At 52.0% G+C, this 23,899-nt stretch carries 18 protein-coding genes; 7 read left to right on the top strand and 11 right to left on the bottom strand.

Annotated features, from left to right (window positions below; translation table 11 throughout):
- Positions 1-111: 111 nt before the first annotated feature.
- The 10 genes from GKA01_RS12920 to GKA01_RS12875 form a co-directional block, all read right to left on the bottom strand.
- On the bottom strand, positions 112-1,365 hold the full coding sequence (locus GKA01_RS12920; RefSeq protein ID WP_146863893.1) for a M20 family metallo-hydrolase: 1,254 nt from the start codon (positions 1,363-1,365) through the stop codon (positions 112-114).
- A gap of 68 nt (positions 1,366-1,433) precedes the next feature.
- Positions 1,434-2,504, bottom strand: coding sequence for a phosphotransferase (locus tag GKA01_RS12915; RefSeq protein ID WP_146863891.1), 1,071 nt, complete (start codon positions 2,502-2,504; stop codon positions 1,434-1,436).
- Positions 2,505-2,518: 14 nt separating this feature from the next.
- Positions 2,519-3,961 carry an NAD-dependent succinate-semialdehyde dehydrogenase gene (locus tag GKA01_RS12910; protein ID WP_167506382.1) on the bottom strand — a complete coding sequence of 481 codons (1,443 nt, stop codon included), beginning with the start codon at positions 3,959-3,961 and terminating at the stop codon, positions 2,519-2,521.
- 87 nt (positions 3,962-4,048) lie between these two features.
- On the bottom strand, positions 4,049-5,482 hold the full coding sequence (locus GKA01_RS12905; RefSeq protein WP_146863888.1) for an amidase family protein: 1,434 nt from the start codon (positions 5,480-5,482) through the stop codon (positions 4,049-4,051).
- Between the two features lie 245 nt (positions 5,483-5,727).
- Positions 5,728-7,164, bottom strand: a complete 1,437-nt coding sequence (locus tag GKA01_RS12900; RefSeq protein ID WP_146863884.1) for an amidase family protein — start codon at positions 7,162-7,164, stop codon at positions 5,728-5,730.
- 63 nt (positions 7,165-7,227) lie between these two features.
- On the bottom strand, positions 7,228-7,431 hold the full coding sequence (locus GKA01_RS14010; protein ID WP_146863881.1) for a DUF3311 domain-containing protein: 204 nt from the start codon (positions 7,429-7,431) through the stop codon (positions 7,228-7,230).
- Positions 7,432-7,530: 99 nt separating this feature from the next.
- Positions 7,531-9,996, bottom strand: coding sequence for a TonB-dependent receptor (locus GKA01_RS12890; RefSeq protein ID WP_146863878.1), 2,466 nt, complete (start codon positions 9,994-9,996; stop codon positions 7,531-7,533).
- Positions 9,997-10,230: 234 nt separating this feature from the next.
- On the bottom strand, positions 10,231-11,178 hold the full coding sequence (locus GKA01_RS12885; RefSeq protein WP_146863875.1) for a 2-hydroxyacid dehydrogenase: 948 nt from the start codon (positions 11,176-11,178) through the stop codon (positions 10,231-10,233).
- 83 nt (positions 11,179-11,261) lie between these two features.
- The gene (locus tag GKA01_RS12880) at positions 11,262-12,656 is read right to left on the bottom strand and encodes an aspartate aminotransferase family protein (protein ID WP_194265892.1); all 1,395 of its coding nucleotides are present in this window, start codon (positions 12,654-12,656) and stop codon (positions 11,262-11,264) included.
- Positions 12,657-12,683: 27 nt separating this feature from the next.
- Complete coding sequence (locus tag GKA01_RS12875) at positions 12,684-13,442, bottom strand: class II aldolase/adducin family protein (RefSeq protein WP_146863872.1); 759 nt, start codon at positions 13,440-13,442, stop codon at positions 12,684-12,686.
- Between the two features lie 465 nt (positions 13,443-13,907).
- On the opposite strand from GKA01_RS12875, the gene GKA01_RS12870 reads away from it, so the two are divergent.
- From GKA01_RS12870 to GKA01_RS12855, 4 genes are all read left to right on the top strand, one after another.
- Positions 13,908-14,975, top strand: a complete 1,068-nt coding sequence (locus GKA01_RS12870) for a LysR family transcriptional regulator (protein WP_244289216.1) — start codon at positions 13,908-13,910, stop codon at positions 14,973-14,975.
- A gap of 70 nt (positions 14,976-15,045) precedes the next feature.
- Positions 15,046-16,470 carry a sodium:solute symporter family protein gene (locus tag GKA01_RS12865; RefSeq protein WP_146863869.1) on the top strand — a complete coding sequence of 475 codons (1,425 nt, stop codon included), beginning with the start codon at positions 15,046-15,048 and terminating at the stop codon, positions 16,468-16,470.
- Positions 16,471-16,569: 99 nt separating this feature from the next.
- Positions 16,570-17,781 carry an aspartate aminotransferase family protein gene (locus GKA01_RS12860; RefSeq protein ID WP_146863866.1) on the top strand — a complete coding sequence of 404 codons (1,212 nt, stop codon included), beginning with the start codon at positions 16,570-16,572 and terminating at the stop codon, positions 17,779-17,781.
- Positions 17,782-18,413: 632 nt separating this feature from the next.
- Positions 18,414-18,599: a hypothetical protein gene (locus tag GKA01_RS12855; protein ID WP_146863863.1), complete on the top strand. Its 186-nt coding sequence runs from the start codon at positions 18,414-18,416 to the stop codon at positions 18,597-18,599.
- Positions 18,600-18,808: 209 nt separating this feature from the next.
- Here the strand turns inward: GKA01_RS12855 and GKA01_RS12850 are convergent, their stop codons facing one another.
- On the bottom strand, positions 18,809-19,732 hold the full coding sequence (locus tag GKA01_RS12850) for a LysR family transcriptional regulator (protein ID WP_146863860.1): 924 nt from the start codon (positions 19,730-19,732) through the stop codon (positions 18,809-18,811).
- A gap of 205 nt (positions 19,733-19,937) precedes the next feature.
- Between GKA01_RS12850 and GKA01_RS12845 the strand changes: the two genes are divergently transcribed.
- The 3 genes from GKA01_RS12845 to nhaA all read left to right on the top strand — a co-directional run.
- Positions 19,938-21,293, top strand: a complete 1,356-nt coding sequence (locus GKA01_RS12845) for an MFS transporter (protein ID WP_146863858.1) — start codon at positions 19,938-19,940, stop codon at positions 21,291-21,293.
- A 30-nt stretch (positions 21,294-21,323) separates the two neighbouring features.
- Positions 21,324-22,430 carry an alpha/beta hydrolase family protein gene (locus GKA01_RS12840; RefSeq protein ID WP_146863855.1) on the top strand — a complete coding sequence of 369 codons (1,107 nt, stop codon included), beginning with the start codon at positions 21,324-21,326 and terminating at the stop codon, positions 22,428-22,430.
- A gap of 270 nt (positions 22,431-22,700) precedes the next feature.
- On the top strand, positions 22,701-23,899 hold a 1,199-nt coding region (nhaA, locus tag GKA01_RS12835), incomplete at its 3' end, for a Na+/H+ antiporter NhaA (protein WP_194265893.1).

Genomic DNA, 23,899 nt, shown 5'->3' with positions numbered 1-23,899 from the left:
AACTTCTGCCTATGAGTCCTAAGCTTGGGAAAACACTGGACTTCCATCAAGACTTCACGACCGGAACCGGGGTCATAACCATCTCGGTGGATATAACTTCCTTGTCGCAGCTCAAACAGAATCGAAGTGTTCATCTGCTGTCATAAGTGCCCGCATCAGCACGTTCGCACCTGCAACAATATCATCTGGAGTGGCATATTCTGCTTCGTTGTGACTCAACCCGTCACGGCAGGGAATGAAAATCATTGTAGTCGGGCATATCCGGGCCATATAAGCCGCGTCATGCCCCGCACCGGAAATAATGTCACCATAACCAAGCCTTAGCTTTGCTGCTGCATCGCGAACCATGGCGATGCAGGCCGGATCAAACGGCACAGAAGGCGAACTCCAGCTTTCTTTGACCGACAGTTCGATACCTGCCCGAGCGGCAATCTCGGCCGCCTGTATGCGAAAATCGGCTTCCATTCTGTCGATCACCGCATCATCAGGGTGACGCAGATCCAATGTCATACACACTTTACCCGGTACGACGTTACGACTACCTGGGCTTGCCTCGATAATGCCAATAGTTGTCTTGGCGTCGGGCCCATGCGCTGCTGCGACGTCGGCTGCCAATACCATCAACCGAGCAGCCGCCAGCAGAGCATCGTGGCGCAGTTCCATGGGGGTGGTGCCAGCATGAGCTTCCTGACCAGTCAGGGTCACGTCAAACCACCTCATCCCCTGCACGCCTGTTACGACACCAATAGTCTTGCCCTCATTTTCAAGAACGGGTCCCTGTTCGATATGCAGTTCGAAATATGCTGCGAGAGGGTATGCGCCACAAGGTTCCTCGCCTTTGTAGCCAATCGCTTGCAGTGCATCACCCAGACGAACTCCATCACGGTCGACAAGACTATAGGCCTGCTCCAACGTGAAGACACGGCTGAAAACTCCTGATGCTGTCATCGCCGGGGCAAAGCGTGCTCCTTCCTCGTTGGTCCAGTTGACCAGTTCGATGGAATGACGCGGCACGTAACCCGATGCCCAGAAAGCTCTCAACACAGCCAGCCCGGCCAGAACACCATAAATACCATCATAACGACCACCCGTGGGCTGGGTATCAAGATGGCTGCCCATCATTAGAGGAGGCAGTTTTGGATCACGCCCTTCCAAACGCAGGAACTGGCTTCCCATGGTATCGATCGTATAACGACAACCAAGCGCATCTCCCTGCGCAGCCAGCCAGTCCCGAACAGCCTGGTCTTCTGCCGACAAGGCCAGACGGCGTATTCCCCCGCCTGCAGTCGCGCCAAAACGAGATGTCAAGGCAATATCCTCGTTCAGTCGGTCGCCATCAATCGCGATATTGGCATTTCTGTGCATTTAACTAACCTTTCTTCGTAATCTTGGACTGGAAAACACCTTATGGCCAACCACACATAACGTTTTCATTACGCAACAGAAAAGGTCAGTATTCTGTCACGCAGAATGTCCTGCAGTTCCTCCAGCCTAGCGAGGGCTCGCCAGGCAATCTCCTGATTACGCGTGATATATTCGGCATCAGCAGGATTTCGGCTTGCTCGCCACGAACTGATACCCAGCGACATCACCAGCCGTGCACCCATCATGGCGGGCAAGCACTTCAGTTCCGCCCGCGTCAGCGAAATGGTCTGGCAATATCCGGAGAGAATGCTCATGCACTGCTCCAGGGGCTGCGTACCACTGCCCATCATATATGACGCTGCGATCGCAAGATCCTGCACGCGGGGCGCACGTATTACATCACCAAAATCAATAACGCCCTCGATAGTGTGTTCGCCACAGAGGATATTGTGAACATTAAAATCATTATGGATAACCTGCAAGGGTAGTGTCTCCCCGACAGGCTGCACCTGCTGCTCGAAAGCCTTCAGGGCCGCGCGGGCAAGCGCCTGTTGCTGCCCTGTCGGAAAATAACGGATGAAATTTCCCATATAAGCTGCATTACGTAAATTCCACAAAAGCGCATGAGACTGTGCCGGATGGTGAAAATCCACCAATGCCTGATCCAGCCGCCCCAGCATCTGCCCGATAGAGTTACAGAGCGGTACGGTGGCTATACGATTACCCAGAGGTGTCCCCGGCAGAAATGTCACCATCCGTACGACCCGTTCTTCACCCGCGCTATCGCGCCACAGAGCATTCGGCACGGACGGAGCCATCAGTTTCGGTACGGCCAAAGCCGGATCTTTTGCCCTGAGATAGCCCAGAACACTATCCTGCAAATCTAGGACTGCAGCTTGTTCAGCACAGTGAGCGATTTTCAGAACGTAATCTCCGCCTTCCGCACAACGAAAGCGAAAATTGCGATCACGCTCTCCCGGCAGACGTGACACCACACCGGTCATACCAAACATGTCATTTGCGATCCGGGTAGCTTCCTCCAGCGATACAGGGCGCGATGGCTGCTCTAGCAGGATCAGCGCCGCCTCAAACTCAGCTTCGGTTTTTCCTATGCCATTGGAAAAGACGGGAGCGCCCATCGGATGTTCCCTATTCACATATAATCCATTGATGTCACCAAGCGGGTATCCAGGTAAGCATCCAGTGCTTCAGACCCACCTTCCGAGCCGTAACCGGAATCTCCAAGCCCACCAAAAGGGATTTCCGGTAGAGACAGGCCAATGTGATTGATAGTCAGCATGCCTGTCCTTACCGTGTCACGCAGGCGTGCAGCAGTTGCACCCGACCCAGTAAACGCGTAGGCCGCCAAGCCATATGGAAGACGGTTGGCCTCGGTTATTGCGTCTTCCAGGCTATCGAAAGGACAAAGCAACGAGATCGGGCCAAAAGGCTCCTCGTTCATGATACGCATGTCTGGCGTCAGTCCCGTCAGGACCGTAGGGGCATAGAAATACCCTTCCCCTGCAAGACGCACGCCCCCGGTTTCCACTTTTGCGCCCTGATCGCGCGCCGCACTAACCAGAGATTCTATTGATTCGAGCCGCCGGAGACTAACCACAGGCCCCATTTGCGTACCAGGATGCTGGCCATTTCCTACAGTAACTGCCTGCATATGAGCCACATAAGCGGACCGGAATTCTTCAAAAACTCCTTTTTCAATCAGGAAGCGTGTGGGGGAGATACAGACCTGCCCGGCATTGCGAGTCTTGGACGCAGCAAGAAGGGAGACGGCCCGCACGATATCAGCATCTGCTGTGACAATGACGGGGCCGTGACCTCCCAGTTCCATTGTCACCCGCTTCATGTGTGCACCAGCAAGGGACGCGAGAATTTTACCGACGGCTGTTGAACCCGTGAAGGTGACCTTGCGAATAATATCGTCGCCAATCAGAGTTTCGGAAATTTCGGAGGGAGTGCCGTATACAAGCCCGATTACACCCGGCGGGACTCCTGCATCAGAAAAAGCGCGGATCAACATCGCGGGAGAAGCCGGTGTCTCCTCCGGGGCCTTGACGATGATGGAACACCCCGTAGCCAGCGCCGCGCTTACTTTGCGTACAACCTGATTTACCGGAAAATTCCATGGACAGAACGCTGCAACCGGTCCGACCGGCGTACGGATAACAGACTGCGTCACCCCCATAAAGCGGGCAGGAACAATTCGCCCATAGGCGCGCCGCCCTTCCTCCGCCATCCAGTCGATGACATCAGCGGCAGCCTCCATTTCAGCGCGAGCTTCTGCCAAAGGCTTACCCTGTTCAAGCGACATACAAGTTGCCGCTTCTTCCGTGCGTTCCCGCACCAGCGTGGCAGCGAGACGCATAATCTGATAGCGCCTGAAAGCAGGAGTTGCACTCCAGACAGCGAAGCCTCGCTGTGCCGCCGCCAGCGCCAATGCCAGTTCAGGCTGACCCGCATGAGCGACCTTACCGATCATCTGCCCGGTTGCGGGATTAACCACGTCTTGCGTACGCCCGTCGCTGGCCGCTTGCCACCGCCCATCAATAAACAGCAGCGTATCAGGATAGAACATCATCATGTTCCTCTTGCAGAAATGTCACCGTATGTGTGGTAGCCGACATCCCACCACAATGGGTGTGATCGCAATAGCGTGACACTGCGGTCACATGGAGGGGCAGCCTTTCTTCATTGCCTTTCCGAAAACTACGGATGGGGCAGGATTAGCCTCTGCAAGCAGTCCTTCCAGCGTCATGCTCAGACTCAAAACGCCGATATCATCATTGATACGCCCGCCAATCTGGATACCCACCGGGAGGCCGCAGGCAGAGTACCCTGCTGGCAATGAAGAAGCAGGCTGACCGGTCATATTGTACAGCAACGAGAACCCTGCCCATTCCAGCCAGTCTGGCCAGCTATCATCCGGCACAGTAAGCCCGGCCTTGAGTGGAAGAATAGAAACAGCCGGCGAAATAACAAAGTCAACCAACCCATGCTGCAGGGCGCATTGCTGTCGGTAAGCCAGCCTCGCCATCATCGCATCCACATAATCCCCGGTAGAAATATGTGCACCGCGCTCACCCCATTCACGAAACTCGGGATCAAGCAGGTCAAGCTCGGCCGCGTTGAGACGACGCTGCGATTGCCATGCACCGACCTGCCACAGCGTGCGATAGGTCGGGCGCCAGTCTACCATCGGAGCAAGCGGCACCAGAATGGCACCTGCTGCCTCAATACGCGCAATCGCGGCGCGATAAATCGCCGCAACCTCCGGATCGACCTTCATGAAACCGAAATCTTCCGTGACCCCAATGCGCACCCCCGCCAGCGACATCGGCCTGACCGGGAAATTCGAGGCCGGGAGCGGATCGGTAGTGAAGGGATCCATCGGGTGGCGCCCTTCAATAACCGAGAACATCAGGCTGGCATCCGCTACTGTACGGGTGATCGGTCCAAAATGGGCCATGTCAGAATAATGCGGGCCGATAGGGTACATCGGCACACGACCGAACGTTGCCTTCAAACCAAATACGCCACTAAAGCTGGCGGGCACACGAATGGAACCACCTCCATCACTTCCCAGCGCCAAAGGGCCACACCCGGCGCTCACCGAGGCCGCCGCACCACCACTGCTGCCGCCAGGCGTATGATCGGTATTGTGTGGGTTGCGGGTAATGCCGGTCAGCGGGCTGTCGGTTACGGCTTTCCATCCACCCTCGCACGTCGTGGTGGATGCAAATAATACCGCACCAGCCTCGCGCAAGCGAGCGACAGAAGGAGAATCCTGAGTAGCAGGCGGATTATGTTCAGCAAGACGCGAACCACGAGCAAAACGCCAACCTTTTACCATCGCGGTATCCTTAACGGAAACCGGTACACCTTCCAGCGGGCGCGTGGGAAGGCCAGCCCCCCAATTCCGTTCGGCCACGATTGCAGAGGCAAGGGCACCTTCTGGATCGAGGCCACAAAATGCGTTCAATACAGGTTGCACTGCCTCGGAACGGGTAATGACATCGCGGAGTACCTCTACCGGCGAAAGTTTCCTCGCCGCATACAGCGACAAAAGCTCAACGGCCGACAGCTCACATAATTCAGTCATGGAAATCTTCTCTGCTTCTTGATGTGTCCCGAAAACGGGAGCAGGTACAACGGGGGCCGGTCTTCATGACACTTCCACAAATCATACGGCCTGCGTCAGACCGGCCAGGTAAATACGAACAAGGAAAAAATTATCTCAGCCCCACGAACGGAATACTTTGCAGAAGAGATCATTTTGCATTTCATTGTATTTTCGTTTCATAATAGCATTCGCGATCCTGAAATTTACAAAACAGCCTGAGCGTTTCACGCTATTTTCTCCCTGACATGCTCCAGACAGTTCAGGTCCGGCCGTAAGGCACTCCATGGCCGAGCTTCTTCCCATGCGGCGCAGGCCTGCAACACACCCAGGTCATCAAAACGGCGACCAACAATCTGCAGCCCCACAGGCATATTGTTCGCACCAAAGCCGCAGGGAACGCTGGCTGCCGGATTACCCGCCCAATTGAAGGGATAGGAAAACTCCGCCCAACTCAGCCAGTCCCAGTCATGCTGTGGCCATGTATCAGGCTGAAGTTGCGTGGCAGGAAATGCCGTCACACTGACCGCCGGTGTCAGAAGAAAATCCCACTGAGTGAAAAATTTATGGATTTCCACCGCATAGGAAAAACGGCGTTCGCGCGCGAGGGTAAAGTCCTGCATGGTACAACCCTGCGTTTCGCGAAGCATCGCGACCAGCCCCGGATCCATCAGTGGTTCCCACTCCGGCAGGAGCATGCATTTCGCGCTATAAGTAGCTGGCCAGAAAAAACGTGCCAGTTCCGGGCCTTTTGGTCCCCAGTCCGGCGTCACTTCCTCAACGGTCGCGCCCATCTCTTCAAACACTCGGACTGCCGTCACAACGGCAGACGCCACATCCGGATCAACACGGGCGTGGCCCAGATCGGGACTGTAGGCAATCCGACGCCCCTTGAGCGAAGCCGAAAGCATACTCGAGTAAGGCAGCGGAGCAGATTCAAGGGAGGTATAATCCCATGAATGAGGGCCACTCATAGCCTCAAGCATCAAGGCAGCGTCCATTACCGTGCGCGTGATTGGGCCCATATGTGTCGCCAGATCATTATTGCTAATAGGCCAATTAGGGATTCGGCCATGTGTCGGCTTCATACCAAAAACCCCACAGAAATGTGCGGGCATGCGAATAGATCCTGCCCCGTCACCACCCTGATGGAAAGGACCGTATCCAGCTGCCGCTGCAGCTCCCGCTCCGGCTGATGACGCACCCGCATTGTATCCAGCTTTCCAGGGGTTGCTGGTAACGCCTGTCAGCGGGCTTTGGCTAATGCCCTTCCAGCCAAATTCCGACACAGTCGTCTTTCCCAACATCACTGTCCCTGCCTCATGCAGCCGCGTGACACATGGAGCGTCGACAGAGGGCACATTATCCTTGCGCGACCAGGAGCCATACCGGGTCGGAATATTTGCAGTTTCCTGAAGGTCTTTAATAGTAACCGGCACGCCTTCGAGCCGACGAGCCGTGCCCGCCCGGTAAGCAGCCTCCGCCAGCCTGGCATTCTCCATCGCCCGCTCTGCAGTCATCTCGGCCATAGCGTTGATCTTTGTTTCCGTGACTTCAATATGGCGCATAATAGCCGCCGTCACTTCCACGGGGGAAAGGCTACCGCTTTTATAATGCGCCGTCAGTTCCACAGCCGACATGAACCCAATTTCTTCGTCAGGCATATTTCATTTTCCACATCTGTGCGTTGCCAGTTGCACTGTTTTCCTTTCGGGGGGCATATTCCTTCATTCCAGATGACGTCTGCGGTCGAACATAAGCCAGCATAGACCAAGACAGCCGGACGTCAGGAAGAACCACACAAATATCCAGACCATAAAGAAAGGCAGGCCCGCGATATCCATATTGATTTTATCAATGACTGGAAAAAGAAAATCAACCATTACAAAAGGAATAATAAGTCCAATGACAAGGCTTATTTTTGAGTTCATTATAATTCTACCCTAATGGAAAGCAATATCAGGAGCACTATAAACTGAAATCAGGAGTATTTCCGCTCCTTTTCCTGCCATTAGCGCCCGCATCCGACATCAGAAACCAACCGTAATTGCACCAGACATTGCAAAACCACCACCAATATTGTAACCGGGCTGACCTGCAGCGATCCATTGACCATTTGCCGCACGTACACCTTTTGCAGTTGGCGTAAAGCTTGCAGCCTGCGCATAGTACAGATTATTACCAATATTCATAAAATTGAGCTGTAGTTGAGGCTTATAAAGCGTGAAATTGTCGATATGGACATTGCGCAATCGATATCCAAGCGTAATGTCTGATGTCAGATAACCGGGAATACTCTGGTCGTTCATAAAGGTAGTATAGCGCCTGCCAATATAATTCAGACCGAAATTACCAAAGATAGTACCGTCATCATAGGAAAGACCAATTGCACCAGTAAATTCTGGCGTATTAACAGATCGTTTTCCTTTAGTATCGATATATGTCCCCTGGATCTGGAAATTATTATCCGTTGTGGCATGGACATAAGATCCGGAAAGATAAGGACTGAAATGATGCCAAGGTCGCAGAGCCAATTCTAGCTGCGCCCCACGCACGGTCTCGCCACCCATGTTGATTGGCGTGGTCACCAGAGAGCCGCCTGCCGAATAGGCTGTCGAGTTCACGTCGTGGTTGGTGAGATTGTAATTGAACAACGAGGCTGCAATATGCAGCAGGCCATTATGGCGAAAGCCAATTTCCTCACCAATCGCATATTCCGGCTTCAGATTATCTGGATGTACGTCGATAGGCGATGGCGACTTGGCATCATACATGTCCAAATACGCCTCAGTCCGATCCGGAGCGCGAAAACTGGTGGTACCATTAATAAAAATCTGGTCATGTGGCGTGATATTGTAGCTGATGGCAACCTGAGGCAACGGCTCCGCATAATTGCCACCGTTCTTGTAATCAGAAATACCGGGAAGGTCGTTCGTCGCCCAGCGATTAATCATGACTTCCTTGAACCCTGCCGTAATTTTGAGGCGGTCATGAAGAAGCGACAGTGTATCATCGAAATAGAGAGAGACTTGCTGCTGCCGAAAAACAAGGTTCCATGGACTCAGTACCTGGCCTGCCGCATCCTTGATACCGTATCGCCCCCAGGCATTGGCAGGAAGGCCACTCGGGCCGACTGCCGCATAATTGGCTGGCTCAACCATATCCAGATAGGAGTACATGGCGCCGATACGAAACAGATTGCTCTTAAACTTCCAGTCCAGGTGCCCCATCAGGGCAAGGGTATGCTGGTGCTGTTCGTCCACGACCTGCGTTGTGTCCACCTTTGTACCATTAGCCAAAGTTACTGCAGTCGGCAGATTGAGTGCCCCCACGTTTTGCGTACCATAATAGGCTTGTGAATCGTTGATATTTTCACCAAATCCACTGTCTTTATCCCAATTAATGAAATAGGGCGTCAGATGCAGATTAAGGTTATGGCCCAGATTGAACTTGAGAGGTGCCATAACTGCAATTGTTTTGTTCATCAAACGGTTAAAGCGGTAATAATTTGCACTACCAGGCGTATAATTTGGACTAAGATATAGGGAGGATGTCCCTTCAGCTTCGAACTCCGCTTTGGTTGGGGTAGCCGCACCATTGGCATTGATACCGCTGGACGAATATTGTCCAAATATCATTTCCACGGCCGCCCGGTTTCCGTGCCCCCATTCCTTCACAAATTTGGCATCCACATGATGGCGGTTAATGGAGCCGGGCGTCTGCCAGAAATTGCTAAACATGTATGAATACGACATGAAGCCCCGGATACCGGTATGCCCGATTTCGCCCGTATCAAAGCGAACAAATTCCTTTTTCATATTATAGCTCCCGTAGCTGCTTTCGATCATTCCGCCTCTTCGGAACGAAGGATCGCGCACAGTCACATCAACAGATGAGCCAACAGCATTATAGGAAGGGCTCGTGATGTCGGGAGAACCCTGCGTCAGGGAGACGGAAGACATGTTCTCAGCATCCGGCGAGCTACCGATTGGATCCGGCTGGTAATATACACCATCTACCAGCGGGACACCGTCAACCAGGTATCCAATTTCGCTCTGGTTCATCCCTCGCACGACAATCGAGCGAGATGTCAGGCCGTACGGATCAGTCCGGGCATAAGCCACACCCGGCATCATGGCCACAAGCGCCTGGGGCGTCGTATTGGAACTTTGCTTGGCGATAAAATCGCGTGTCACCTCGCTACGCGACTTAGGCACAGTCTGCACAGGCATAAGCCCTCCCCCTGGGGTCGTGCCGGTCACGCCATTGGGCGTGTAAATGCCGGTATGAACACGAACGGTTTCGCCTTCTCCTTGCGCAGCAATGCCCGTAAGTTTGGCGTCGGGACGCACGCGGGGACTAACATGGACTTTAGCCGGCCGATTCCGCGCATTGCCCGAAGAATGAGGAGTTTTTGCATAGCTATGTTGTGTCACAAGCAGGCCCGACAGCACGGTCGTAGACAACACCAGAGCACCGAAAGAAGTAAATTGCATTCATATTCTCCCTGTCGTCCCGTGCGGGGAAAACTGATGACATAGATAAAAAATAGAGACCGGCCTGAAGCCGTTGTGGCGATATTCGGTATTTTACCGTAACGGTATTTAGTTATTAACTCAAAAAATTTTCAAGAATAAAATACGATAAAATGCAATATTTCTATTTTTCTTTATAATCTATATTAATGACGTTCATAAATTTACTCATCAACGAACAAAATTTTTTTACCTTCAATACCCCTGACTGATATCGAACGCCTGCTCCAGACGCTCCCCGCGCTCTAACCTGCGTATGGAACCAATCAGGTAGTTCACCCGCGCACAGACCGATGCCTGAGAAGCAACATGCGGCGTAACGATTACAGATGGGTGGCTCCACAAAGGAGAACTTTCCGGTAATGGCTCATGATGAAACACATCAAGAACTGCGGCCGATAACATGCCCTCGTTCAAGGCGGACAAAAGGTCATTTTCAACAACATGCTCCCCTCGCCCCACATTAATAAAAGCGGCACCCGGCCGAAGCGCATGCAATACTTGGGCACTGATGATGTTGCGGGTCTGCGGAGTATGGGGCAACAGGCATATCAGGATATCGACCCCGGCAAGGAAAGCTTTCATTCCAGCCGCCCCGTCAAAAGTCTTGACGCCTTCTATCTCTTTGGGTGAGCGCGACCATCCGCGCACGACAAAGCCACATCGACTGAGATGCTCTGCTGCATAGCGGCCAAGCTGGCCCAACCCCATAATACCGACAGTACAGTCTGTAATCGAGCGCGTGATAACGTTTCGTTTCCATAACTTTTTCTGTTGCTGCAGTGCCCATCCACGCGAACCACGGATCACACTTATACAGGCCCAAAGCAGATAATCCGTCATCAGCCGGCCAGTTTCCTCACCAGCCATGCGAATAAGAGGCAGATGCGCTGGCCAGTCCGGATCACGGGCCACAATATGATCGACTCCGGCTGACAGGCTGAAAACCGCCTTGAGTGACGACAGGCGCGCAAGATTACCAATGGGCGGCATCCAGACCAGCGCATAATCAATACTGTCGGGCCCCCTTAAGGCAGAAGACCAGTCTAATATCTGGATATCAGATGCCTTCTCAGAAAATTCCTTCTTTATTTTTTCATAATACTCAACCTCACCCTTGATATATACCGCCACTGAAATCATACGAAATTCCTATTATATTTTCGTTTATTAATAGTAATATTATTTGTGAACTACAAATAATTCGAGAATTAACCAGTGAAATATTATTGGAATTTCCCAGAACGAATTTCATTTTCCACTTGAACAAGAACCTGCTCAACACGATCAAAGATCATATCAACCTGTTCGCGCGTGATGATCAGAGGTGGCGAAAATGCCAGCGTATCACCCATTACACGGGCAATGACACCCTTGTTCTCAAGCAGATTAAACGCATATCCCGCTAATTGCCCAACCGGCCACGCCGAAGATCGCGCAACCTTATCTGTCACGAGTTCAAGCGCACCAATGAGTCCTACGCCTCGTGCCTCACCCACCAGAGTGGACGACATACCAAGCGCGCGCAACCGTGCCTGAAAATGGATGCTGACATCTTTGATGTGCGCCATAAGGTCGCGCTCCTCCATGATGTTTAGCACCTCGATCGCCACAGCAGCGGCCGTCGGATTACCTCCATTCGTAAAACCATGGGCAAAAGCACCAATTGCATGCGACTCATCGGCAATTGGTTCAAATACCATGTCATTCATGAGAATGGCAGAAATCGGTAGATAGGAAGATGAAAGTTGTTTGGAAAGGATCATCATGTCGGGTTCGATGCCGAATGTCTGGCTCCCGAACATACATCCGGTACGCCCAAATCCGCAGATAACCTCGTCCGCGACAAGAATGATCCCGTATTTTTTCAATATGGGTTGCAGTTTTTCCCAGTAACCATCTGGTGGGACAATCACGCCACCAGCTCCCATCACAGGCTCGGCGAAAAAGGCGGCAACAGTCTCTGGACCTTCAGCTAGGATCAACGCCTCGATCTCGTTCACCAATCGCGTTGAAAAGGCGTCTTCGCTTTCTCCTTCCTGCCCTTCACGGTAATAGTGTGGGGCGGTAACATGCAGAAAACCAGGCAATGGCAGATCAAACGACTGGTGGTCCACAGAGATGCCGGTCAGACTGGCCGCAGCAATCGTGATCCCATGATAGCCCCGCTTACGACTGATGATCTTCTTGCGCTTTTCCTCGCCCATCGCATTGGAGCGATACCAGATCATCTTGATCGCCGTATCATTCGCCTCCGATCCGGAGTTAGTAAAAAAAGCCTTACTCATGGGCACTGGCGCCATTTCGATCAAACGGGCGGCCAGTTCTATCTGTGGTGCATGCGATTTTTTTGTAAATGTATGATAATAAGGAAGTTTTTCCATCTGGCGCACAGCAGCATCAATCAGTCTGCGCTCACTGAAGCCAAGGCCTACACTCCACAGTCCGGCGACCGCTTCAAGGTATTTCTTACCCGAACTATCATAAACAAAAATACCTTCACCGCGGTCAATCACCATGCTGCCGCCCTGCAGATTAGCCCGAGCATCCGTGAAGGGATGCATCAGGTAACGCGCATCGAGCATTTCCAGAGTGTCGGCATCGTTAGATATTTTTTCCATTTTTCCCCCTTTTGGCTATTTGCCTGCTTATGAACAGTACGAGTCTTTTTTGTCCGCAATCAGACTGAGCGCCGCTGCCCAGGCGCGCTGAATAATTTCTTCGGCTTCCTCACGCTGAAACTGCTCCGCAGTGCGCTGTCGGACCTCCTCAGGAGGATAGGAAAGCTGCCTTGCGCCTGAAAGAGCATGAATCTGAATTTGGCACGCACGCTCAAGAAAATAGATTTCGTGAAAAGCATGCGCCACATGCCGCCCCCCAACCAGCAGCCCATGATTACGTAGAATCATCGCATTGTTGGTGCCCAAATCGGCAATGAGACGCTCTTTTTCCTCAGCTCGTAGCGCAATGCCCTCATAGTCATGATAAGATAGGCAACCATAGAATTTGAGAGCATGCTGACTGATCGGCAGCAACCCGTCTTCCTGGGCTGAAACCCCCACTCCGTTGGGTGTATGGGTATGAATGATGCACTTCAGGTCAGGACGGGCCTGATGAATAGCTGAATGGATAACAAAGCCCGCGGCATTCACATTGGATTGCTCAAGGCGCATTTCCTTCACATGACCAAACTTGTCAATCCGCACCAGATCACTGGCGCACATCTGGTCAAAAACCTTACCGTAGCGATTTATAAGGAAATGCCCCGGGTCATCAGGAATAGCCAAGGAAATATGGGTATCAATCAGGTCCGTCATACGGAAGTAAGCAATCAACCTGTAGAGCGCAGCAAGCTCACAGCGGGCTTTCCACTCACCTGCAGAGTAAGATTCGGAAGGGAGAGTCACAGATACGCCTCCGGAAAACTTTTAAAGACACACGCGAGGAGCACGGACACGGCCGTATCATAGTCCCGCTACCGAAATACGATTACACGAACCTTTCGATATGAAAACAATAAATATTCATTAGCATTAATAATAGTTATTATTAACTGAGATAATTGCAAAAATTATTCCTGATTTATTTAAAAATATGCTTCAATGCCCTTGAAAATCTGACCGAATCTATCCAAACCTAATGACACTCTCCCATTCATCCACAGATGCTGATCAGAAACAGGATTAATGCCAGAAAGAGCGAATGAGCAATTGACATCCTGTTTTCAGATATTTCATTGTCTTTTTGCAACTTTTTTATAGTTCTGATTTCACTAAAAAAGGTCACTGTCAGCCCGTCACAACGTCCGAAACATTAAATTTCTAACGACTGGCAGGTTAGATTTATGAAATCCTATGATCCGACAATAGAAGTTGAGCTATATCGCAATGCCCATGCTCTCCTATCCGTCCATGTCTGAACCTGAAAATCCAAGGGCTGAAGCTGGTCATGATATTCCTCAAAAAAATGAGCAACTGATCGACCGATTGGACTGGAACCTACTACGCACCTTTATCGCTATCGCACATGAAGGTAATATTACACGCGCAGCTGGTAGTCTGCACCTGACTCAATCAGCGGTCAGTCAAGCGCTAAAACGACTGGAAAAGCAGATTGGCTATGCCCTTATTGTGCGTAATGGCAGTCGTTTCACACTCTCCAGCCACGGCGAAAAGGTATTACGCCTCGCATCCGATATCTACGGTTCTATCAAAGCAATAAGCAATGAGATCGAACCGGTAGCGGAAGAAGTGGGAGGCCATATCCGGCTACTTACACTCAGCAGCATCGAATCTCTTACATATGATACATTCCTCGCCCGGTTTCACGAACGCTTTCCGCGTATATCGCTTGAAATTGTCTGCATACGTAGCGAGGACATCCTTAGTTCTCTTCAAAAAAAAACAGCCAATATCGGCATCGGACTCTGTCCACGTGCCCTACCAGGCATTGGGCGCTCACTAATCATGGAGCAATCCTATGGACTATACTGCGGACGGTCACATCGTTTTTTTGGCAGAAATGATATCACCATCAGAGAACTTAAGCAGGAAAATTTTGTTCGATCAGAAGCGGACAGAATTGATGGGCTTCTTTCCAAAATTACCATTTTCCGCAATGAAATGGATTTTAGCGGGTGGATATCGGGTACATCATGCTCGATACAGGAAATCACCCGCATGATCGTTGCAAATTATGGGATCGGGTGCCTGCCTGAGCATATTGCTCAACCATGGGTGGATGCAGGAAAATTATGGCGGCTCCCACCAGCTTCGGGCGTTGCGAAATCAGGGATATTCCTGCTTTGGAATCATGATGGTCGCTACAGTAATAGTGAAAGGGTTTTTCTTGAGCAGTTCCAGAGTTATCTTCAGGCATACCCACCTATATCTGATGAAAAAAAATCTGGCCCCGTTTTCCCTACTATCAATGCAGGATAATCTATCAAGAGACTGTTACAATTTCCATTGAAATAATAAGTTTTCTCTCTGGCACGCCGGGAGCGTATTAATGGCTATCATCTTCTTTTCTCTTATTCTCATTGCGTCCATTATCGTCGCAATCATTTCAAAGCGCCGCGCTGGTAAGCAGAATATTAAGGACTACCTTACGGCCTCACGTTCCTTTGGCTCTATTTTTATATTTTTCTTAGGAATTGGTGAGACATACAGTATTGGGATAATGACTGCTTTTCCAGGAGGGATATATCATTCTGGATACCCATTTGCATCTTGGTTCTTATCTTATGTACTCTTAGCCTATCCCGTAGGATATTTCCTTACGCCGCGCATCTGGCAACTCGCGCGGACCACCAACGCCGCCACGGTGCCAGATATCTTCCGCAAAATATTCGATAGCCGTGCGCTTGAAATTACTGTGGCCTTAAACATCATATTTTTTATGATCCCGTGGGCAACCATCCAGTTTTCAGGTTTGAACCTTATCTTGTCTGGATTAAACATTGTCTCATCACGATGGTTGCTCATGCTCACCGCAGGAGGGATTGTTTTCCTGTACATCGCCATTTCTGGTATCCGTGCCTCCGCTTATGTTTCGGTTATGAAAGATCTACTCGTACTTTTCATTATAATAACGATCGTCATGGCATTGCTAAAGACTGACAATATCAGCACCCTTTTCAGGGTCGGCACGAATGAGCTTTACAATACAGGTTTCAGCGGACGGCAGGAAAGCTTCGCCATGTCGACCATGTTTTTCCAGGCAATCGGCATGCCTATTTTTCCGCTCAGCTGCGCCTATCTAATGACGGCGCGCAGCGCACGTACCGTAATGCGGGCACAAATCTTTATGCCACTTTACATGGTGGTTTTCCCTTTCATGATGTTAATAGCCTTTTATGCCAAGTATCATCACTTAATACTTACATCCCCCAATGATGCTTTCATTAAAACGGTAAAAAACCTTCTCCCACCCGCCATGATCGGGATTGTTGCAGGAGGTGCTGCCCTGTCTGCGCTTGTCGTACTGTCTGGCACATGTCTTGTCATTGGATCACTGGTAGCACGTAACCTCGTCCCGGGCCTGGCTGAAAAATACCAGAAAACCACATCAGAAATGGTTATCATACTCTATATCGTCATCTCCATGGCTCTAGCGACCATGGTGCCAACTTTAATTTCACACCTCTATAACATGACATATTTCGGCGTGACGCAGATCCTACCCTGTTTCCTGCTGGCTATCTTGTCAATCCGCGCCAAGCCCCAAGCACTATGCGCCGGAATCATCATTGGTGATGTTTTGGGATGCGGACTTTATCTGAGCGGAATCGACATGGTCGGCATAAATCCCGGCTTGATTGGACTCGTTGCCAACATAACCACCATAGTGCTTACCGGAAAATGTCAAAAAGTTAAAATGAGTTCTTATTTTTCCGATCAAAAACACTTCGTTACCGATGGTAAAACGAAATGAAAACATATCTTCTATTTCTTTTAAAATAATACATTATCAATACCTCACCAATACAACCATGCACTTCAACTATATTATCTATACTGGATACCACTTTCGATGACATCTATCCTTGAACGCCGTCAGAAGCTACTCAGTCCGTCTTATCGGCTATTTTATGATGACCCACTTCACTTGCTATCCGGGCGCGGAGCATGGTTGACTGATGTACATGGCCATCGGTTTCTAGATGCTTATAACAATGTTGTTCCCGCGGGACACTGCCACCCGCGTATTGTGGCCGCGATCGTGGCACAGACGGAACGTCTAAACACGCATACACGTTACTTGCATGATATAATTTTAGATTACGCAGATGCCCTACTTGCAACTTTTTCCTTCCCTGCCCAGGCAACATTCACGTGCTCGGGCAGCGAGGCCAATGACCTAGCCATACGAATTGCTCGTCATATTACAGGAGGCGAGGGCATAATTGTAACCGAGAATGCCTATCATGGCGTGACGTCCACAACAGCCGAAATTTCGCCTTCATTAGGCAAGAGCGTAAACCTCGGAGCGCATGTCCGTACAGTACCCCCCCCTGTAGCAGGTACAGATTTTGCTGCAGGCGTGAGATCCGCCATAGTTGACCTGCACCGCCACGGTATTCGCCCTGCAATGCTGGTCGTGGACACAATATTTTCGTCGGACGGAGTGTTTTCTGAACCTGCTGGCTTTCTTATTGATGCGGTGGAGGCGATCCGCGGAGCTGGCGGTCTGTTCCTCGCCGATGAAGTACAGTCAGGTTTCGGACGGACCGGCACTCATATGTGGGGCTTTGAGCGCCATGGCGTCGAGCCAGATATGATCTCACTCGGCAAACCCATGGGAAATGGGTATCCGGTCGCCGGGCTGGTATGCCGGCCAGATGTAATCAAGAAGTTCGGATCCAATATCCGTTACTTCAATACATTTGGCGGGAACCCGGTTGCCATGGCTGCTGCCATGGCAACACTTTGCGTAATTCAAGACGAAAACCTGATGCAAAACGCACATTCGGTTGGCACCTATCTCCGCACGCAACTCGCCCGATATAAGCATATTAAAGATGTCCGCGGTGCGGGACTTTTCATTGGCGCTGAACTTACGAATGGACAACTCGCCTCACGAGTAGTCAACGAAATGCGCGCGCGTGGTGTACTCATTAATGCTTCCGGGCCAAACGAAAATATCCTGAAAATTCGCCCCCCGCTCATACTTTCTAATGAGCAGGCGGACATGCTAAACGACGTGGTCGGCGCCGCCCTGGAAGTAGCCCTGGCCAATGAATGACCACCATATTTATCGGCTCTTGACGATAACGGATATAAATCACTCCAAGCTTGGCGAAAGCCTATTCTCCTGAAAAGGAAGTCTGGTGAGCAATCCTGGAACGATGTTTTCTCCTGAGGTCCAGGCCCGCGCGGTGCGGCTTGCGCTAGTGCATTCTGGCTTCTTTGAGCGTGCGGACTAGTGACAGGCAAGAGAAAACGTTCTCCGCTGTCTGCGGTTGCTTACGAAACATGCATGGCGCGGCGAGGACGATCGTGCTGCTCTTCGTGCTCTTTTATCTCGGCAATCATTTGTCCGGTTTACTAGGCCAACAAGCCACACGGACATTATGCAAGCAGGGCAAAGGATCTATCGCAATCGCCTGATCGAGCCGTTGCTTGTCGCCGCGATGCTATTCCAGGTCGGCAGCGGATTGGCGCTCGCCTGGGTTTGAAGCAGCGTGCGCCCGAACCTGTATCACCTGTTTCAGGTTGCATCAGGTTTCTATCTTTCAGCTTTCATCCTTGGCCTTATGAACTCTATCTTCATTTTTGCTAGGCTTTACCTGCAGATACCAACAGGCTGGAATTTCGCGACTGGTGCACCGAGTGGCTTGTTGCTCGATCCATGGAATATACGACTGGTGCCGCATTATGCGCTTGGCGTTTTTTTTCGTGCTTGCACATCTCGTGACGGGCCTGCGCAATGTCTTTCTGGCTCACGGCGTTGGATACATCAACGCGGGTCGCATCTGGGGCATCGGCTTGGTGCTGAGCGTCTTGATCGCCGCTCTTATTCTTAATGGGATGGGTGGCGTAAGAAGTCGAGGAGAATACTGATCGTAAAATCATCGTCTTCACCCCGAATGAAAGAAAACCTTTTCGTATTACAAACACGAGCAGCGCGATCTCTTTGAAGCGAGTTCGGTGGGGGAGATGACAGTCCGGTAATGATCTAGAATTTGGACATGGCCGCCATTCGCGTAGCGCTAATTATGGGTCACTATCAAACATCGCGGTATCCACTGTGGTTTGCCATCATCCTGACGTTAATTTCTGTCCTCACATAGACTGTGATCTTGGCGCATCGCGTCGATGAATAGCCGTAAAGCATGCGGCATATGACGCTGTCGCGAAAAGCAAAGATGCCAACCGGGATAACCGGGGCAAAAATCATCGAACAGGTTGATGAGCTTACCTTCCTTTAATAGAGAACTGACTTCGGTTTCTCCCGCCAGACAGACGCCCACGCCCGCGAGGCAAAGCGGCAGCGCCAGTTGACGATCGGTCAGAAGCAGAGAACCTGAAACCTCGACCGCAAACCATTTTCCGTTTTCGAAAAATTCCCAGGCATACGCGCGTGAATGCCCCGCCCAACGCCAACGAATACACGGAAAATCAATAAGTTCGCGAGGGTGTCCGGGCTTCCCAACACGGGCGATCAGGTCAGGCGCTGCTACGGCGAGTTGACGAAGCTCTGGACCAACACGCACTGAGACCATGTCCCCGCTAATCACTTCTCGGATCTTCAAGGCGATGTCAAAGTCAGGATGCGGAAAGTTGTGATCGACGTCGTCGACCGTCACCTCGATGGCAATTTCTGGATAAGCGGTCGTGAAGTCGGGGAGCATGGGCATAAGGACCTGCTCGACTGCGCTTCGGGGGGCGACGAGCCGGATCACGCCAGCAGGCCGGTCTGAGGTTCCCTGGGCATTCGAAATTGCAATTTTAAGCGCTTCGGCGGCAGGCAACACTTCAGCGAGAAATGCTGCGCCTCGAGGCGTAAGCTTGACGCTGCGTGTCGTGCGGACAAAGAGTTGAAGCCCTAATCGTTGTTCAAGCTGCCGGATGTTCTGGCCGACTGCCGAACCTGAAATGCCCAGTTTTCGCCCTGCAGCGGCAAAGCTGCCCAGAGCTGCCACGTTCATAAAAACTGTTAACTGACCGAAGTCACCGGTCGGTGCGAAAGGCATGGTGCATCCTCAACATTGCGAAGCTCTACTTCTCAATAGTGAAAGTTATGCCCCTATACACTTTGGTCTGCACAGCCCCTATATCCGTCCTCGTAACACGGACCGATGCAGTCACCCATCAGGGCTGGCAAGCCACGGATACAGGATTGTGACCATCAGAAAACCCAACCCCAACGCGATTCTTGTCATTATCATCTGCAGCTACATGATGATCCTCCTGGATACCTCGATCGTCATCACCGGCATCCCGCATATCCAGGCTGATCTTGGTTTGGGCGCCACCGCACTATCGTGGGTTCAGAGCATCTACACGCTATTTTTTGGTGGCTTCCTACTGTTGGGGGCTCGAATTGGCGACCGGCTCGGTGGTCAACAAGCACTCCGCACCGGGTTGGTAATTTTCATGATCATGTCGCTGGCCATTGCGCTGGCCAAGACCGCAGCTTGGCTGTTGATTGCCCGCGCGGGTCAGGGAATCGGCGCCGCAATCATAGCGCCTGCCGCGCTGACTTTGCTCGCGACAAATTTCGAACAGGGCGAAGCTCGTAACCGGGCCGTCGCCTGGTATGGATCGACGGCGGGTATTGGTGCCGCGCTTGGCCTCGTGCTGGGCGGATGGCTGGCTGACGCTGTTTCCTGGCGCGCGGGTTTCCTGCTGAACCTGCCGGTCGGAGCCCTGATGCTGGTGGCCTCATCGCGCTATCTCCGCAAAGACAAGCCCGCGGCGGGGCATCTAGACAGCCTCGGTGCGATCCTCTCAACGATGGGGATCGGATCACTAATCTTCGGCGTTTCGCAAACTGCTGAGACGGGCTGGACCAGTACGGTTACGCTCACCAGCCTGGCTGCTGGCACGTTGCTCATTGCCGTGTTCATTTGGCATGAGGCACGTACCCGTTCACCACTCGTCCCGCTCCACCTCTTCTGTCATCGTCGGCGTATGGGCGCCTATATCGCGCGATTCCTGTTTCTCGGACCGATGGTCGGCTTCTTTTTTTTCGGCTCGCAGTTCATGCAGGGCGTCCTTGGCTATTCTTCGATGCAGGCCGGACTCGGTTTCATGCCAATGACAGCGTGTGCCTTTGCTGCACCGTTCATCGGCCCCCGACTGATCCGTCGATTTGGTGATGACGCAGTGATGATAGGCGGATTGCTAACCATATTCTTCGGCATGGCGTGGCTGAGCTTCATCGACGCCGGTGCCAGCTATTGGGCATCAATCGCTCTACCCATGGTCCTGATTGGCACAGGACAAGGCTTTAGCCTCGCCCCGATGACAGCAGTAGGCATCAGCGATACTACACGCGAAGAGGCTGGGGCGGCCTCTGGGCTGGTCAACGTCGCTCATCAGGTTGGCGCCTCCTTCGGCTTGGGTTTACTCGCCTCGATTGCGACTGCCGCAGGGCAAGGGCATGCCTCCACGACTGAGGCGCTGGTAGCTGGAACGCGCGCCGTCTTTACCTTCGGTAGCGGTATGCTGCTACTGGCGGCGATCGTCGGTGGTCTTCTTATTCGGCGGCGTAAGTCCGCCATTGCTACAGATGCGGCAGTCGGCATCTAAGCTATCGCTCATTCCTGAAGGATGACTGCTATGAAATTATGGACGTACGTTTCGTGCACCCTCAGTGTGGTCGTGCCGGCGTTGGTTACCCTCTCCACTTTGCACGCGCAGGATGTTGCGATGATCAAAGTGCCTGACGTGCCGCTCGTTCTCAAAAGCCGTGGCAGTTTCTTTATCGGCGGAAAGAGCGTGGAGGAAACACCCACGGAGCTTTCATCGATCTTCGGTAAACCGCTGAACGCCAACGGCCATGTCACCATCGACCAGATGTATGTCGATTTCATGGTGCCGCAGAACGTGCACGGCGTACCGGTCATCATGATGCATGGCGGAACGGTGACAGGAAAGACCTACGACACAACCCCGGACGGTCGTATGGGCTGGTACGAATATTTCGTACGCCAAGGCTACCCGACCTATGTACCAGACGGTGCTACACGAGGACGCTCTGGCGTCGATATCGCCGATTACAATGATGTTCGGCTTGAGGCGAAGGCACCTGAAACGCTCCCTCATGCTTTTCGCGAGAGCGACGAATACAACTGGATGATGTTTCGCTTCGGCCCGCGTCCAGGGCAGAGCTATCCAGACAGCCAGTTCCCGGCGTCTTATGCTGCAGAATTATCCAAACAAGGCGTTCCAGACTTTAACGCCATGTTGGAAAGTCCCAATTCGAACGCCTTGGCGCTCTCCACATTGGCTCACAAGCTGCACGGTGCGGTGATACTGGCTCATTCCGAAGGCGGCTCTTTACCGATTGATGCCACGCTAGCGGATGATAGCGGGGTACGCGGCCTTGTGCTGGTAGAGCCAGGCACGTGTGAGAGCAGACAGTTGAATGACGGACAGATTGAAATGTTGGCCAGACATCCCATCCTGGTGGTTTTCGGCGACCACCTCGGCACCGACACAGGCACGCCGGGGTTCACCTGGGCGGGCGCACGCTCCGATTGCGAGACGATGATCGCACGCGTTAACAAGGTGGGCGGGCAGGCCAGCCTGATCTGGCCTCCCGCACTCGGCATTCACGGTAACAGCCATCTCATGATGATGGATCGCAACAACCTCCAGATTGCCGATCTCATTTTGCGATGGATCAACGAAAAGGTAGACAAAGCGTCGTCTCGGAGAAAGTAACCTTGATTACGTCAGAGACAGCTTTTGGCAAATGCCAATCGCCTCACGTGTGACGTGAAAGGGTCTGTAACGGTTTCAGGCAATGTAATACCTCTGAAACGGGTAGCTCCCTTCTCATTCATCCCCGCCAGCGAGCCTTTAGTTTGCCCCTGACTGAACACAAACCGCGTCAAGCGGTCATCTGAGAAGAGGAGGCATGTGGAAATACTATGATAAGATAACGCAACGCTACAGGGTTGTATGGAAACCCGTCTCGTTCGACAAAGAGCAATGGAAGAAATTTCTACTGGGTCCACAGCGAATATGCGGCGTTTTCTGGCCTCTCCTGCAGGTGGAGCATCTGCCCTCGTGCTTGCATCCCTGCTTGGTCTTCTCTTGGCGAATTCGCCATGGGCGTCGGGTTACAGCGCGTTGATAACAGCGCCCCTGACACTGCCCATCCTGGGAGAGCGAGGGCCATCAAACATTGACGCATGGGTCTCTGACGGGCTGATGACCCTATTTTTTCTGGTAGTCATTCTCGAAATCAAAAAAGAAATTGTCTCCGGGCACCTCTCGTCATTACGCCGTATCGCTCTTCCGCTGATTGGAGCACTCGGCGGAATGATCGTGCCTGCTTTGACATATCTGTTGGTGACATACGGGCATCCGGAAGCAATACGCGGCTGGGCCGTTCCTGTTGCCACGGATGCTGCGTTCACGTTGCCAATCATCCTTGCTCTTGGAAAGCATGTTTCGCCGGGAGCAAGGACTTGGCTTATGGCGCTTGCCATATTCGATGACGTGCTGGGGATCGTGGTGATCGCTCTGTTTTATGGGAGCACTTTATACTGGCCAGCACTTATTGCAGCCGTGGTTGTGACTACAGCATTGGTCGAAGCGAACAGGCGTGGGGTTAAAAGCGTCTGGAGCTATGGCATCGGTTGCGCTCTATTATGGATAGCACTTCTGGATTCCGGCCTCCATCCAACTCTTGCCGGCGTCATCACCGGCCTATGCCTTCCGGCAGTCACCTCAGGTATGAATGCCAAAGAGGCTACACCCCTCGATAAAATATCTTCTGCATTGACTCCTTTTGTCACCTGGATCGTTCTGCCGTTGTTCGGTTTCATGAATGTGGGTGTTTCACTAGCTGGCGTTCACCCAGAGATGATCCTGGAGACTGCTCCGCTCGGGATTATGTTAGGACTGATTGTTGGCAAACCGGTCGGCGTCTTTTGCGCAACAATGCTTTCGGCCCGTCTGAAAATTGCCACGCTTCCAGCTGAAACGCCAACAGCGATGTTGCTTGGGCTTTCAATGCTATGTGGCATTGGATTCACAATCAGCCTCTTCATTGCAAATCTTGCATTTTCCGGATCAAATCTCGTGGCACCAGCTAAGATGGGTATCTTCGCAGGCTCTGTCCTGTCTGCCCTGATGGGATGGCTCTGGCTGCGTTTCTTACCCCAATACGACCGACTGTCTCG

The sequence above is a fragment of the Gluconobacter kanchanaburiensis NBRC 103587 genome, from assembly GCF_007988905.1.
Classification (GTDB): Bacteria; Pseudomonadota; Alphaproteobacteria; order Acetobacterales; family Acetobacteraceae; genus Gluconobacter; species Gluconobacter kanchanaburiensis.
The sequence above is the reverse complement of the archived record's forward strand: the minus strand, read 5'-3'. Positions and strand labels throughout refer to the sequence as shown.